At 53.6% G+C, this 14,208-nt stretch carries 13 protein-coding genes; 4 read left to right on the top strand and 9 right to left on the bottom strand.

What is annotated here, in order from left to right; genetic code table 11:
* Positions 1–164: 164 nt before the first annotated feature.
* Genes LG204_RS11805 through LG204_RS11795 form a run of 3 tightly spaced genes read right to left on the bottom strand, consistent with a single transcriptional unit; the run spans position 165 to position 3,652 of the window.
* Positions 165–902 (bottom strand): arginyltransferase, encoded by a 738-nt coding sequence (locus tag LG204_RS11805; RefSeq protein ID WP_230337454.1) that lies wholly within the window; start codon positions 900–902, stop codon positions 165–167.
* Positions 899–1,588, bottom strand: a complete 690-nt coding sequence (aat, locus tag LG204_RS11800) for a leucyl/phenylalanyl-tRNA--protein transferase (RefSeq protein ID WP_230337453.1) — start codon at positions 1,586–1,588, stop codon at positions 899–901. The genes LG204_RS11805 and aat overlap by 4 nt, the downstream gene beginning before the upstream one ends.
* A 57-nt stretch (positions 1,589–1,645) precedes the next feature.
* On the bottom strand, positions 1,646–3,652 hold the full coding sequence (locus LG204_RS11795) for a Cache 3/Cache 2 fusion domain-containing protein (protein ID WP_230337452.1): 2,007 nt from the start codon (positions 3,650–3,652) through the stop codon (positions 1,646–1,648).
* Between the two features lie 332 nt (positions 3,653–3,984).
* Between LG204_RS11795 and LG204_RS11790 the strand changes: the two genes are divergently transcribed.
* Both LG204_RS11790 and LG204_RS11785 read left to right on the top strand, forming a co-directional pair.
* Positions 3,985–5,538: a diguanylate cyclase domain-containing protein gene (locus LG204_RS11790; RefSeq protein ID WP_230337451.1), complete on the top strand. Its 1,554-nt coding sequence runs from the start codon at positions 3,985–3,987 to the stop codon at positions 5,536–5,538.
* A gap of 86 nt (positions 5,539–5,624) precedes the next feature.
* Complete coding sequence (locus LG204_RS11785) at positions 5,625–6,770, top strand: mechanosensitive ion channel protein MscS (RefSeq protein WP_230337450.1); 1,146 nt, start codon at positions 5,625–5,627, stop codon at positions 6,768–6,770.
* Between the two features lie 59 nt (positions 6,771–6,829).
* Here LG204_RS11785 and LG204_RS11780 read toward each other — a convergent pair whose 3' ends face one another.
* Positions 6,830–8,038: an OmpP1/FadL family transporter gene (locus LG204_RS11780; protein ID WP_230337449.1), complete on the bottom strand. Its 1,209-nt coding sequence runs from the start codon at positions 8,036–8,038 to the stop codon at positions 6,830–6,832.
* Between the two features lie 159 nt (positions 8,039–8,197).
* On the opposite strand from LG204_RS11780, the gene LG204_RS11775 reads away from it, so the two are divergent.
* Both LG204_RS11775 and LG204_RS11770 read left to right on the top strand, forming a co-directional pair.
* A complete protein-coding gene (locus tag LG204_RS11775; protein WP_230337448.1) occupies positions 8,198–10,342 on the top strand; it encodes a YgiQ family radical SAM protein in 2,145 nt (714 codons plus the stop codon).
* Between the two features lie 154 nt (positions 10,343–10,496).
* The gene (locus LG204_RS11770; RefSeq protein ID WP_230337447.1) at positions 10,497–11,363 is read left to right on the top strand and encodes a TraB/GumN family protein; all 867 of its coding nucleotides are present in this window, start codon (positions 10,497–10,499) and stop codon (positions 11,361–11,363) included.
* 7 nt (positions 11,364–11,370) lie between these two features.
* Here LG204_RS11770 and LG204_RS11765 read toward each other — a convergent pair whose 3' ends face one another.
* From LG204_RS11765 to LG204_RS11745, 5 genes are all read right to left on the bottom strand, one after another.
* Entirely contained in the window at positions 11,371–11,865 is a 495-nt protein-coding gene (locus tag LG204_RS11765) for a hypothetical protein (RefSeq protein ID WP_230337446.1), read from the bottom strand.
* Between the two features lie 86 nt (positions 11,866–11,951).
* Positions 11,952–12,266, bottom strand: coding sequence for a DMT family transporter (locus LG204_RS11760; protein WP_230337445.1), 315 nt, complete (start codon positions 12,264–12,266; stop codon positions 11,952–11,954).
* Between the two features lie 125 nt (positions 12,267–12,391).
* The gene (locus LG204_RS11755) at positions 12,392–12,781 is read right to left on the bottom strand and encodes a response regulator (protein WP_230337444.1); all 390 of its coding nucleotides are present in this window, start codon (positions 12,779–12,781) and stop codon (positions 12,392–12,394) included.
* Positions 12,782–12,956: 175 nt separating this feature from the next.
* Positions 12,957–13,589 (bottom strand): response regulator, encoded by a 633-nt coding sequence (locus LG204_RS11750; protein WP_230337443.1) that lies wholly within the window; start codon positions 13,587–13,589, stop codon positions 12,957–12,959.
* Between the two features lie 38 nt (positions 13,590–13,627).
* Positions 13,628–14,188, bottom strand: a complete 561-nt coding sequence (locus tag LG204_RS11745; RefSeq protein WP_230337442.1) for a ferritin-like domain-containing protein — start codon at positions 14,186–14,188, stop codon at positions 13,628–13,630.
* Between the last annotated feature and the right edge of the window lie 20 nt (positions 14,189–14,208).

The raw sequence follows: 14,208 nt of genomic DNA, 5'->3' as shown, positions 1-14,208 counted from the left end.
TTAAAGCGCGCATTGTAACATGCGGCATGAAGCGGGGGCCTGAATGCAAAAACGGCATCCCGACATAAGGCTCAATTCATGTGGGATGCCGCTTGCGATGGAGATGACATTGAATAAGAGCTGGGCCTATGCAAAAAGTTCAGAGCCTGTGCAATTAAAATGTATTAGTCAAAGTTCATGTCCTGCCATTCACCATTGATCAAGGCTTGCTGCGGTAAAAAGTTCTGTTTATAGGCCATTTTTTGGCTTTGTTTGATCCAGTAACCGAGATAGAGGTATGGCAGTTCGAGCGAGTGGCACCATGCGCTCAACCAGATGACATTGAAGGTGCCGTAGCTGCTGCCTTTTTCGCTGGCATCATAAAAGGTATACACCGCGGAAATACCGTCGTGGACGATATCCACCACGCTGACCATTTTGAGGATGCCATCTTGCCGAAACTCGATCAGCCGACTGTTGACGTTGCTCTGCACCAGAAAGTTACGGTATTGGTCCTGGGTTTCCGTCTCCGTTTCGCCATCCTGCTGGCCGCTATGGCGGGCTATCTGATAGGCCTGATATAGCTGGAAGTGCTCTTCGCTGAAATGCAGATCCTGTATGGTGACCTGCAGGGACAGGTACTGTTTGAATGCGCGCTTCTGACTGCGGTTTGGCTTGAATTTCTCGACCAGTAGTCGCACCGGGATGCAGGCCTGGCACTCGCCACATTGTGGGCGATAGGCAAACTTGCCGCTACGCCTGAAACCCAGCTGTATCAGGCCGCTATAGATATTGGCATTAATCAGGTGATGCGGAGCCGCGATCAGGGATTGCGCCGATCTGTTCTCGAGATAACCACATGGGTAGGCCGTGGTTGTGTAGAACTGGATGTTCTGCAGCGGGATGTCATTAGGCAAGGTCATGAGGCGATGAGTCCAGTCAAGCGTGACAAAAATTCCGCACGGGGAATCTCGCGGGCGCCTAGCGAGGCCAGATGGGCGGTTTTCATCTGGCAGTCTATCATTCTTACTCCCTGGCGCTGCAAGTCCCGTACCAGATGTACAAAGGCAATTTTCGACGCATCGGTTCGGGCATGAAACATCGATTCACCATAAAACATGCATCCTAGCCGCACGCCATACAAGCCGCCGACCAGCTCGCCATCCATCCAGGTTTCCGCGCTCATGGCATGCCCCGTTTGATGCAAGGCATGGTAGCCCGCCACAATTTCCTCGGTAATCCATGTGCCTTCCTGGTGCGCGCGAGGAATTTCTGCACAGCGGCGCATCACCTCCAGAAAGCGGGTGTTGTAGCGCACTTCATAGTCTGGCTTGCGTAACCGTTTTTCCAGCGAGCGGGATACGTTCAATTCATCAGGGAAAAGCACCATCCGCGGATTCGGGCTCCACCAGAGCACGGGCTCTCCTTCACTGAACCACGGAAAAATGCCTTGCTGATAAGCACTTAGCAGCCGCTCTGCGGACAAGTCGCCGCCAATTGCAAGCAGCCCGTTTGGTTCTGCCAGCGCACAATCAGCGGCAGGGAAGGGCGAGTCGAGGTCCAGCGCGGCCACGCGGCCGCCGGGAAGCTGGTAATAAGCGTTACTCATCTTGATGGGTCAAATGCCTGTGGTAAAACCTTACTTCCGCGATCATGTTGAGTGGGTTCAAACTGGCCTCAATGGCTCCATGGTCGGGTCATAAACATAAAAATCCAGCTCTGCGTTGGTTTTTGCCAGGTACATGCAATGATCTGCGCGGCTCAATATGAAGTCGAGATCATGGTCTGGAGACGGATTCAGGAACATGCCGGCACTCGCGCTGATGCGCACTTCGTGGTTTTTGACCTGAAAAGAGTGTTTGATGTTCTGCAGAATGCGATCCAGCGTATCGCGGGCTTCGGCACCTGAACGCAGGTTGCACAGCAGCAGAGCGAATTCATCGCCCCCCATCCGTGCGATGGTGTCGCCTGAGCGCAGGCTTTCCTTGACGCGCTCTGACAACTTGATCAGGAGTTCGTCTCCGGCTTCGTGCCCAAGGGTGTCGTTAATCGGTTTGAATCCATCCAGGTCCATATAGCACACTGCGATCGTTTCTTCGGTGCGGGAGGTGCGGGCCAACGCTTGTCGTAACCGATCAGCAAACAGTGCCCGATTAGGCAGTTGCGTGAGCGTATCGTGATACGCCATGTGTTGCAGGCTCTCCTGCTGGCGTTTCATCAGGGTAATGTCGGAAAAAGTACCCACGTAATGGCTGATCAGGCCATCCTGATTGGTGACGCTGGAGACATCAATCGAGATCAGATAGGTTTCGCCTCGTTTGTTGATATTCTGCAACTCGCCTCGCCATTGCCCGTCTTTTTTCACGCAATAGATCATCTCCAGCAGAGATTTGGGATCATGAATGGCAAACGATAGCTCTTGCGGGTTTTTGCCTTTGGCTTCCTCCGCACTGAAGCCGGTAATTTTCACGAAAGACGGGTTGACTTGCACGATGCACAGGCGAGCATCGGCAATGAAAATGCCATCGCCCGCATGCTCGAATACACTGGCGGCAAGGCTCAGGTTTTCGCTGTTGGAGCGCAGCGTATCCATCATCCTGCGCAAGCTATTACGCATGGTGATCATATGAGCAATCAGCGTATTTGGCTGCCCGGTCAGTCCGTCATCCTGCAGATTGCCGCTGGCAATCTTGCGTACCAGGGCCACTGCCAGCTCAGGATCGCCACCGATCGGCTTGATAACGAGCCGCGTCAGTTGCGATTGCACAATCAATGCCAACACGCCCAAGCCAACCAGCCCACTTAGCAGCACATACAGTGCCTTGAGCATCCCCTGGACGGCTGCTTCCTTTTTCGGGTAGGCGTACACCACATTAAAGCCCCAGCTTGGCACATCCTGACTTATCAGTCGCCAGGTGGCAGGCCGCTCGGCGATCAGTCGTTCTGCGGCGGCGGTTTTGATATGCGATGACAGGAAGCGAATATGGTGGTGGCTGTCCAGCATGGCGGCAAAGCCTGTTTCAAGAAAACGTGTGCTTTCCATGGTAGTGCGCAGGGCATCCATGTCTGCCTGAAAGCCTACATACCAGATGCCGATCAGTTTTCCTTCGGCATCAAACATGGGTTCATACCCGGTGATATAAGGATTGCCAAGAATATCCACTACGCCATAGAAAGGCTTGCCTTCACGCAGCGCCTCAATGGCGCGGCCTTTGGGGTCGAGCACGGTGCCAATGGCCCGGCTGCCATCCAGCTGGTGCACATTGGTCGATATGCGAATGAAGTCATCGCCCGCCCGGACAAACAGGGTGGCTGTCCCGCCATTTATGCGGGTGACTTCATCCACCACGCTGAAATTGCCAGTTTGCGCGTGATTGCCAAAGACCAGATTGGGAATGCGTTTGCCATTGAGCAGGGTGCTGCTGCTGATGGCAGGCAGGCCAAGGTTCAGCGCATTCTGGCGCAGCAGCCGCATGGAGGCGATGACTTGGGAGTGCACCAGGTTTTCGGTGGTTTGAAGCAGTTGTATGCTGGCCCGAGTCTGGGCTTGTGCATCCTGCTCAACGGTGGCTAGTTTGCTGCGGTATTCGAAATATGCCTGCAGGATCGCCGCCAGGATAATCAAAATGGCGATCGGCAGCAGAAACCTCTGTACGGTACTGATTCTCTTCATGGAGTGAATTTATATATTCAGATGTTGATTCACGCACAGTGTTGTACAAATCATATCACTGCTGACATGCGCCATGGCAAGCAGTAACAAATAATATCCCGCATGGCAGACAAGGCTGGGCAGCCTATACCCGCTGGTATAAATCGTCGGGCGTTGTCAGATAGGTTTTATGTATTATGATGTGGTCTAATGCCCCGGAGGTTCAGGGAGCTGAGGGGGGAGTTTCAGCTTTGATTCAAGGTTTGTCAGGCTCAAGAAAATTGCATAAAACTAATATGACGTTTCGCATGGTTGTAAACCTCTGCTTATGCATCTGGCTGTTAGTGCTGGCAATGCCGGTATCGGCAACCCCTCTTGAACTCAAGGGAGATTGGTATCAGGCCGCTGAAGTTTGGGATTATCAGCTGCAATACGACATGTCGGAAACCGGCCTGCCCAAGGTATCGCATACGAAAAATACGGGCGGTGTCTTCCTGCACCAAGCGGATATTAATCTGGACGGCAACACCACGTATGTCGTGGATTTCAAGAACTCCAGCGTTATCGAGCGTTTTACCCATTATGTGTTTGATGATAATGGCGATCTGGTACTCAAGCTGACGGGCGGTATCGCCTCGTCCACGGATAATCCCTTCATGCTGCGCCATGGGCGCGAAATCAAATTGCCTGCTGGGCACTACCGCATCATCAGCGAACTGTATTCTTCCTTTTACCTGGCGCAGCCCCAACCCTATATCGACACGCTCGATGATTATCGCCAGGCGATCAAACCCGGCGATGCCATTGTGCTTATTTGCGTCGGAGCCATGTTGATCCTGATGGTGTATTACTCGGTGCTTGGCTATGTGCGCGGACAGCGCACCGATACCATGTATGCGCTTTTTATTGCCGGGAACCTGGTCTACAACAGCATGGCCATGCTGGTGGCGCCTGATCTGTTTGGTGTCCACTGGTTCTATCTGGTCAGCATTCCCATCCTGTTTTCCAATTTTGCCTATGTGCTGTTTGTATCCAGCCTGCTGGGCATCAAGCGCCATGTCTACCGCAAGCTACATGCCTTGAGGCGCTGGTCACTGGCGTTGCTGGGTATCTTTCTGCTGGTTGCCTTGCTGTTTCCCAACTGGTCGATGGAAATGGACCGCTATGGGGTAGGCGTCATCATGTCGTATGGCCTGCTGGCGGGTATTGTCTGCTCATACCGTGGCAACCGCACGGCGCGAATGTATTTGGTGGCGATTGTGGCTTTTTTTGCGATCGGCGCTTATGCCATTACCAACTCCGGGCTGGAAGGGATTTATACCATTTACATCGAGCATATCGGCCTGCTCGCGGTCACCGTGGAAATGGTATTGCTGGCCTTGGTGCTGGCACGGCAGTTTGCCCAGTTGCATTATGAAAAAGAGTACGCACTCAACCAATCCGAACATAACCTGCAGATCGCATATACCGATGCTCTCACGGGCTTGTCCAACCGCTACGCACTGGACAAGGAGCTGGAACATCTGCCGCAAAGCGGTCTCCTGGTGTTTGTGGACATGGATGGTCTCAAATTTTACAACGATAACTTTGGCCATAAGCGTGGCGATGAGTTGCTGTGCGCGTTTGCTTCTGCCATGCGCAGCGAGCTCATGAAGTACGGGGTACTACACCGCATAGGCGGTGACGAATTTGCCATTACCTTTCCCAGCGGCGATCTGACGTCCATTGAGACCAAGCTGCATGCGGCCATGCAGGCAGTCCATGCCCAGGGGTTTGATTTTTCCGGTATTAGCTACGGCATAGCAATGGTGAGTGAGAGTGCGGACAGGAATGTACTCAAGCATCTGGCAGATACCCGCATGTATGAGCACAAACGCCAGCGCAAGAAGCGTAGCTTGTCGTCCTGACCGCGGGTTGCCGCGTCCGCAAGTGCTGTCAACAAATAACACAAATAAAAATATGTTGTTTCATCAACCCAAGGGGGAAGTTCGCAATGTCCAAGAAGTGGAGTTTTATCTGGCCTATCCTGTTGTGTCTGGCCTTGCCGTTAGTCGCGGCGTGGTTCGCCTATCCTGATCACCTGCCACCCGGCTTCGGTGTCTTTCCACCGCAATACGTTCAGCCGGATCCCGGCTTCAATTTACTTGTTTTTCTGGCTGTACTGGCTGTTGAATTGGTATTTCTGGCGTTTCTGCTGTTTCCACAATGGTTCGGGTTCAAACCTGTTGCTCCGCCACCCCCTGTGCCCAAAGCGGCATTGCCGGTCTGGTTCTGGATTGGTCTGGCCTTTACTGTCGTATTCCTGGGGTTGATGTGGGGCAGGGTGGTGCCATGGGCTTACTATGCATTCTCACCTTTGTGGTGGGGCTTTATCCTTGCACTGGATGGGCTGGTATACAGTCGCAATAACGGGGTATCCCTGCTGTCTTCCAAACCCAAGACGCTGGCGATCAGCGCTTTGGTATCGGTCTTCGGCTGGCTCTTCTTTGAGTATTACGATTATTTCGTACTGGCTAACTGGTATTACCCCAACGGCACCATGCCCGAACTCAGCCATACCATGATCGTCGCGCTGTTCCTGATTGCCTATACCACCGTGTGGCCCGCCATTTTTGAGTGGTATACCTTGCTGAAGACCTGCCCCAAGCTGGCAAACCGCTATAGCAACGGCCCCAAACTGCCATTGCCCGGCAACCTCATGATGCTGGCAGGCTATATCTCGATTTTTGCCATGGTGTTTCTGCCATACCCCTTGTTCTGGGTGGTGTGGATAGGCCCGCTGGTGATCTTGAGCGGCCAGCTGATACGCAAGCAGGTGAGCAGCCCATTCACCGCGTTGGCGCAGGGCAACTGGAATCCCCTGCTGTTGGTGGCGCTGGCATCGCTGTTCAATGGCTTTTTCTGGGAGGTCTGGAATTACGGCAGTGCGCATCCCATGCCGGAATTACAGACCAATCCGAATTACTGGATCTATGAGATTCCCTACGTGAATGTCATCCACATCTTTGCCGAAATGCCTTTGCTGGGTTACTTTGGCTATCTGCCGTTTGGCGTGCTGGTCTGGGTGGTATTTATCTGGGCGGGACAGTTGTTTGGCTTCAATACGGATATCGAGTTGACACCGAATACCAAGAAATAGCCATGTTTCTAAATTAAAAAAGGGCTCCCACGGGAGCCCTTTTTGTTACCACTTGTTTATCACCACTTGCGCGTCAGCATAAAGTGGAAAAATACCGCTTCGTTGCTGAGCGCGGAGTTACCAAACGGCAACTCATCGTTGTTGTATTTGACGCGGATGCGGGCGTCATATTCGAGACCGCCTGTCACCGTCCATTCCTCATTCCATTTGTAAGCAGCGCCCACGGTGTAATGGTGCTCAAGAATACCAGCGATGAATGGCGTGGTATTGCCGCGCGGAATAGGGTTGCGCCCATAGTTATAGCCGGCATACAAGGTGGTGCGATCATCCAGCGTGTAGGCGGCGCCGGTGGCGATCACCCACTGGTTTTTCCAGTCCAAGGTATTGGTTTGGGTGATATTGGGAAATGCTGGATTATCCGGGTTGCTGGCGCGTAGCGTGCTGGAGGTCAGGGCATCTGACCATTCGATCCAGTTCAGCTTGACCGAGAGCAGCCAGTCATCATTGGGACGGAAGGCAGCGCCCACGGCAATCTCGCGTGGCAGCGCAAAGCCCTTGAAGCTGACATCGTGATAGGTGACGTACCCGGAACCCGTGTTGAATTTCATCTCGCCATCGGTCATGGGCAATTCAGTTTTACCGGTATAAGCTGCCGCCAGCACAATGCGTGGCGTCAGCTTGTATTGCATGCCCAGCTTGAAGGTCGGGCGTATGGTGCTGACGTCCTCAATTTTTGCATTGTTAGGCGTATTGCCGTAGAGATTCTGCTCCAGACTGGCATACACCAGCCCAAAGCTGCCACCCAGCGCCAGATCATCCGTCACCTGGCAGCCCAAGCCACCCGTAAACTTGGCAATGCCAAACAGCGCAGAAAACTTGTCTTCATTCCCTGCCGGGGTGGTGATGTTCTTGAACACTCCTCCGGCGCCGCCTTGGGCAAACATGCCAACACCCGCGGTACAGGGCAGGCTGTCCAGCGACTGGGCATAGCCACCGCCGCCTAGGCCGGTATAGCGATTGGAGGCGTGTTCGTCATTGCCAAACTGGTCTTCATGGCGCAAATCGGTGGTGCGCAGCAGCGAGGCAAAACCGTTGAACATGCGGCCCTGAATTTGCGCGAGGCCCGCCGGGTTGGTATTGAGTGCGGAAGGATCGCGTGCCACCGCAACATCGGCTCCCCCCATTAAGGTTGATTCGGCGCCAAATCCGATCAGGTTGAATCCATTGGTGGCATATGCTGGCAGACTGCATGTTGCCAGAATCACCATGGCCGCTCGGCGACCTCCTTTAAATTGAGATGCTCCCATTTGTTTGTCCCGTTGTTCCCGGTTTTCCGGTGTTTGTCTAATTGATAGTTTGGCCGAAAACAGTGGCTTATAGTTATACAGTAGCGACGATTTTTTGTTTCCAGAGTAAAATAGTCAACTATGGAAACACCACGCTCAATCAACGCTTATCGCCCGTACTGGGCAAAACGCTTCGGTACTGCCCCTGTACTCCCCATGACCCGTGCTGAAATGGATGCCCGCGGCTGGGATAGTTGCGACATTATTCTGGTGACGGGCGATGCCTACATTGATCACCCGAGTTTCGGTATGGCACTGGTCGGACGTCTCTTGGAAGCACAAGGCTTCCGGGTGGGCATTCTCGCCCAGCCTGACTGGTTATCGGCCGATGCCTTTAAAACTTTAGGTAAGCCTAATCTGTATTTCGGCGTGACTGCTGGCAATATGGATTCCATGGTCAACCGCTATACGGCGGACCGCAAGATTCGTTCGGACGATGCCTATACCCCCAACGCCGAGGCCGGCAAGCGCCCGGACCGCGCGGTGCTGGTTTACTCGCAGCGCTGCCGCGAGGCATATCCTGATGTGCCACTGGTCATCGGCAGCATTGAGGCTAGCCTGCGCCGCATTGCGCATTACGATTACTGGTCTGACAAGGTGCGCCGCTCCATTCTGGTGGATTCAAAAGCCGATATCCTGCTTTACGGCAATGCCGAACGCGCACTGGTCGAGCTGAGTCACCGCATCGCCCGTGGCGATAATATTCTGGATATCACGGATATTCGCGGCACAGCTTTCCTACGCAAGCGCATCCCCGAAGGGTGGGATGAAATTGCGTCGACCAATCTGGATCGTCCCGGCAAGGTCGACGTGCATGTGGACCCCTATGAAATGAAAATGGGCGCGGGTTCCAGTTGCGAAACCGACGACAAGATCGATGCCAAGCCTGCCTTGCCTGAAGGCGTGAGTGCCATTCAGATCGTGCGCAAGCCCAAGGCCGACCGCAGCAAGCAGGTGGTGCGTTTGCCCGCCTATGAAGATGTGATCAAGGATCCGGTGCTGTATGCCCATGCATCGCGCGTGCTGCATCTGGAAGCTAATCCCGGCAATGCCCGTGCGCTGGTGCAGCGCCATGGCGATCGCGAGGTCTGGCTTAATCCACCGCCCATTCCGCTCACGACCAAAGAAATGGATTATGTTTACGACTTGCCCTATGCGCGCAAGCCGCACCCGGTGTATCAGGATGCCCGCATCCCGGCCTGGGAGATGATCCGTTTCTCCGTCAACATCATGCGCGGCTGCTTTGGCGGCTGTACCTTCTGCTCGATTACCGAGCACGAAGGCCGCATCATTCAAAGCCGCTCCGAGGAATCCATCCTCAACGAGATTGTGGAAATCCGGGACAAGGTCGAAGGCTTTACCGGCATTATTTCCGACCTGGGTGGCCCGACCGCCAATATGTACCGCATGGCCTGCAAGAGCGAAAAAATCGAGCAATCCTGCCGAAAGCTGTCCTGCGTGTATCCCGGCATCTGCGAAAACCTCAATACCGACCATTCGGCCCTGATTCAGCTTTACCGCAAGGCGCGCGATATCAAGGGCGTGAAGAAGATACTGGTTGGCTCCGGCCTGCGCTACGATCTGGCGGTGACATCCCCTGAGTACGTCAAGGAGCTGGTGCAGCATCACGTGGGCGGTTATCTCAAGATTGCGCCTGAGCACAGCGAAGAAAACGTACTGTCCAAGATGATGAAGCCGGGCATGGGGGCGTATGACAAGTTCAAGGAAATGTTTGAGCGCTTCTCCAAGGAAGCGGGCAAGCAGCAATACCTGATCCCGTATTTCATTGCCGCGCATCCTGGAACCACGGATGAAGACATGCTGAATCTGGCGTTGTGGCTCAAGAAATACGACTTCAAGCTGGATCAGGTGCAGACCTTCACCCCCACGCCCATGGCGATGGCCACCGCCATGTATCACTCCGGCAAAAACCCGCTGCGCAAGGTCACGGCGGACAGTGAAGCGGTACCTATCCCCAAGGCGGGTGGTGTGCGGCGCTTGCACAAAGCGTTTATCCGCTACCACGACCCCAATAACTGGCCGATGCTACGTGAAGCCTTGAAGAAAATGGGCCGGGCAGACCTGATTGGCAATGGCAAGAAACACCTGGTGCCTGCTTTTCAGCCTATCGTGCCTGCGGTCAATAAATCCCGTCGGCCCGAGATGAAAGGCCGTGCCTTGCCCGCCAAGAAAACGCCTTTCAAGCAAAAGCAGACCGCTCGTTAATTCCGCAGTGATTCAGGCATGCGCCTGAATCCTTCGATCTCTTAGTCTCTTGGTCTTAAGCACCCTGCAAATGCTCAAAGCAATGCAGGGTGCTCCCCAAGCCATATCAATGCGAGAATGGACACCTGTTTACCATTGGTTCAGGTGTTTCACCATGTCGCTCACATCGTATTCCATTTCTCTCACGGTCCGGTTGCTGCTTGGACTAAGTCTGCTGGCTGTCGTATCAGCCCAGGCGGCTGATCGCCCCTTGCTATGGCAAATGCAGGTGCCCGGTGGCAAAGTCAGCTACCTGTTTGGTACCGTGCATACCGATGATGCGAGGGTCAATGATTTCGCCCCGGCGGTGTTGAAGGCGCTGGGCGAGGTGGATGTGTTCATGATGGAAACCCTGCCGCCCAAGGATCAAAACGTCTATCTCAATCCTGATCAGCAGTTGCAGGAGGTCCTGACTGCCAGCGAACTGGATCAGGTAAAGGCGCTAGCAGAAGTGCACGCCATAGGCAGTATCGCCATGCAGATGAAGCCGTGGCTACTGGCCGTGGTGTTTGATCTGCCCCGGCCGCAGGGCCCCTATACCCAGGACATTCAGCTCTATGCCAAAGCGCGTGATCTGGGGCGTGATGTCAAAGGCCTGGAAACGTCGGAAGAGCACTTCGGCCTGCTGGACAGCCTGCGCCAGGAAGAGCAGCTAGGCATGCTGCGAGCTGTATTAAAGCGCAGCCAGCGCGACAAGGAGCGTGATTACGAGATGCTGGTGAACGCCTATCTGAAAGGCGACCCTGCGCGCATTGCCGATATTGATACGCGCATGACCGGCAATCTGTTGCCTCCGGCGCTGTGGGCCAAGCTGCGCGTGAAGTTGCTTGATGATCGAAATGATCTCATGGCGCCGCGTATCGATGCCGAAGCAAGGGATAAATCGGTATTTGTAGCAGTCGGTGCGGCGCATCTGGCGGGCAAGCGCGGCTTGCTGACCCAACTGCAACAGGCAGGCTACAAGCTGAAACGCCTCAGGTAGAAAATGCTTAAGTAGAAACGGTGGTTTCCGGCAAGCGCGTCGTTTCCTGCAGGGCCAGATTGCGGATATAGGTAGCAAAATCCGGATCCTCGCCATGCAGCAGGCGCGGCAGGGTGTTTCGGAAGTCATCGCGGCGGCACCATTCGCGCATGTAGTCATCCCACGAGCGCCAGCGGCGCAACTGCTTGCCAACCATCTTTTCTTCGTACGCCAGCAGGTAGGCCCGCTCGAACAGCGATACCAGGATTTCAAACAACACCAGCATGCGTTCGCGTTGCTCCTCGTTCAGCTCCTGGCTGGCACTCTGTGAGCGCAGCTTGAGGTCGGGATTCGCCATGACCAGCTTGAGAAAGTCGGTATACGCGTCTGATAGCTCCTGATAGACCTCTTCCTCTTCGTTTTCACGTTCCTTGCGCTGTTCCAGCACAAAGGAAAAGATCGCCAGCGGCAAGCCGAAAACAGTGACGACGTAACTCAATAATTCCCAGGTTTCCAATGACATGGTGTGTCCAGCGTTGGCGAGTGTTAATTTAATAAATCAATCGTTTAAGCACTAAAGTAAAGAATCTGGCGTGTGGTCAATCAACCTCAGGATACCGCCTTGAGGCCGATCACGGCCGCAATCAATAATACAAGAAACACCAGGCGCAGTGGGCTTAACGGATCGTTGAACATGACGATGCCAATAATGACGGTGCCGAGTACGCCAATGCCCGTCCACACGGCGTAGGCGGTTCCCAGGGGAATATCGCGTGTGGCTTGCATCAGTAGCCAGAAGCTGATGCCGGCGCATACGATAAACCCCAGGCTAGGCCATGGTTTGCTGAACGTATCGGAGAGTTTGAGGCAGGTAGTAAAGCCGATTTCAAACAAGCCTGCCAGTATGAGTAATATCCAGGACATATGACCCCTTTGCCGGGTCGTCCCGATAATAAATGCAAGCTCAGGGTCGTCCCCAAGCTGGAAGAATGTTAGTTCGAATTATATAACGATAACGAAGTAGTGACGGCTAAATGCCGGGCGGCAGTCTAATCGTTTTCAGGCACAAACTTTTTGACTTCCGCTTCTAGCGTATCAATGGCTTTATCAAAGTCCATCGACTTGTCAAAGAAATAATCCACCCCCAAGGCTTTGGCTTCCTGACGATAATGCGCGTGGGCATGGTTAGTCAGGATCATGTATTTGGGGCGCGGGTAGGGGAAGTCTTCGCGCTGGGTCATGCGAATGACTTCAAACCCATTCCCTTCAGCCAGCTCTATGTCGACCAGTAAAAGGTCGAATGGGCGGTCTCGCAGAATTTTGAAGGCTTCCGACTGTGTAGCAGCGACCCCATCGAATACCAAGCCATCGCACGATGACAAGGTCTCCATGATGGTTTCCCGCAACAGGGCGGAGTCTTCAATGAGCAAGACTCTCATATAGGGGTGCTGTGTAGAAAGTTGTGCATTGGCTACAGACATTGTTAATCCATACTGCTGGAAGGATTGTTTTCCTTGGTTAAACTCGTGGCATGATAATGAAATGCGCACATCGCTCCTATCCGCACTTGTCCTACAAGCACTGACATAACGCTGATGAGGTCGCGGTTCCGCTTCATGTAATCAAGCCGTTCTTGATAGCGTAATACGTTAAATCTGCATTGGTTTTCAAACTCATTTTTTCCAGAATGCGTGTCCGGTAGGTGCTGACGGTTTTTACGCTGATACAAAGCTCGTCTGCAATTTCGGTGGCACTCAAGCCGCCAGCCAGTTTGAAAAACACCTGAAACTCGCGGTCTGACAAGGTTTCATGCAATAGCTTCTCGGTGGGATGGCTGAGTTCATTGGTCATCAGTTCGGCCAGTTCGGACGAAATATAACGTTTGCCATTGGCAATCGCCCGAATCGCCGAAATGATTTCCTCAGGCTCTGCATCTTTCGATAAATAGCCTTTGCAACCGTTCCGCATCAGGTTGAGTGCATATTGTTCCTCTGCATAACCACTCAGTATCAATACCGGGAGATCTGCATTCACATGCTTCAGGTCATGCAAGGTATCTACGCCGTTTTTATCCGGCATCGAGATATCCATCACCACCACGTCATAGGTGTTGTTACGCACCAGTTTGATCGCTTCGACGCCAGAAGCAGCTTCACCCGCTACTTCCAGGTCCGACTCCAGTTCGATCAGATTGCGCAGGCCTTGCCGCACAATGCTGTGATCGTCCACCAATAATATTTTTTTCATGATTTTTATATGTCTGCTCTTAGGGTAATTGAATACTGTCAGGAGCGAGCCAACCAGTCCGATAACTCATCGGCGTGCTCTTCCTCGGTCGCCAGAATGCCTTCAAGCAAGCGGCGGGTTGTTGGGTCTTTGTCGCCAATATAATGGATGAGTTCATGGTAGGTGTCGATAGCGATACGCTCTGCCACCAGGTTTTCCTTGATCATCTCACGCAGGTCCAGACAGGGCACATAATCGGCATGGCTACGGCCTGCAAGCCCATCTGGAGAGAAATCCGGCTCTCCACCTAACTGGACGATACGGGCGGCGATCTGGTCAGCGTGCTCCAGTTCTTCCTGCGCATGCACATTGAACTCCTTGGCTATGCCCTCGGAATTCAAGCCCTTGGCGGTAAAGTAATGGCGCTTGTAGCGCAAGCTGCATACCAGCTCTGTCGCCAGCGCCGAGTTAAGGTGCCTGATCACTTCTTCCCGATTGGCTTCATAGCCGGGGGTCTCGGCCCCATCCTCAACGCTCTTGCGGGCGTTTTTGCGTATGGTGGCCATGTCCAGTTTAAACAACTGGTCGGCGCTCGCGGGGGGCGTTATTACTTCATCCATGATCAATTTCCTTATCTCGT

The organism is Methylovorus menthalis (genome assembly GCF_020523625.1).
GTDB classification, from domain to species: domain Bacteria; phylum Pseudomonadota; class Gammaproteobacteria; order Burkholderiales; family Methylophilaceae; genus Methylovorus; species Methylovorus menthalis.
The sequence above is the reverse complement of the archived record's forward strand: the minus strand, read 5'-3'. Positions and strand labels throughout refer to the sequence as shown.

Bases quoted from the DNA above. Each gene is read 5' to 3' on its own strand.
- LG204_RS11755 (WP_230337444.1), bottom strand. From the start codon at position 12,781: ATGAGAGTCTTGCTCATTGAAGACTCCGCCCTGTTGCGGGAAACCATC.
- LG204_RS11785 (WP_230337450.1), top strand. From the start codon at position 5,625: ATGTCCAAGAAGTGGAGTTTTATCTGGCCTATCCTGTTGTGTCTGGCC.
- LG204_RS11795 (WP_230337452.1), bottom strand. From the start codon at position 3,652: ATGAAGAGAATCAGTACCGTACAGAGGTTTCTGCTGCCGATCGCCATT.
- LG204_RS11750 (WP_230337443.1), bottom strand. From the start codon at position 13,589: ATGAAAAAAATATTATTGGTGGACGATCACAGCATTGTGCGGCAAGGC.
- LG204_RS11745 (WP_230337442.1), bottom strand. From the start codon at position 14,188: ATGGATGAAGTAATAACGCCCCCCGCGAGCGCCGACCAGTTGTTTAAA.
- LG204_RS11760 (WP_230337445.1), bottom strand. From the start codon at position 12,266: ATGTCCTGGATATTACTCATACTGGCAGGCTTGTTTGAAATCGGCTTT.
- LG204_RS11790 (WP_230337451.1), top strand. From the start codon at position 3,985: ATGCCGGTATCGGCAACCCCTCTTGAACTCAAGGGAGATTGGTATCAG.
- aat (WP_230337453.1), bottom strand. From the start codon at position 1,588: ATGAGTAACGCTTATTACCAGCTTCCCGGCGGCCGCGTGGCCGCGCTG.
- LG204_RS11805 (WP_230337454.1), bottom strand. From the start codon at position 902: ATGACCTTGCCTAATGACATCCCGCTGCAGAACATCCAGTTCTACACA.
- LG204_RS11765 (WP_230337446.1), bottom strand. From the start codon at position 11,865: ATGTCATTGGAAACCTGGGAATTATTGAGTTACGTCGTCACTGTTTTC.
- LG204_RS11770 (WP_230337447.1), top strand. From the start codon at position 10,497: ATGTCGCTCACATCGTATTCCATTTCTCTCACGGTCCGGTTGCTGCTT.
- LG204_RS11780 (WP_230337449.1), bottom strand. From the start codon at position 8,038: ATGGTGATTCTGGCAACATGCAGTCTGCCAGCATATGCCACCAATGGA.
- LG204_RS11775 (WP_230337448.1), top strand. From the start codon at position 8,198: ATGGAAACACCACGCTCAATCAACGCTTATCGCCCGTACTGGGCAAAA.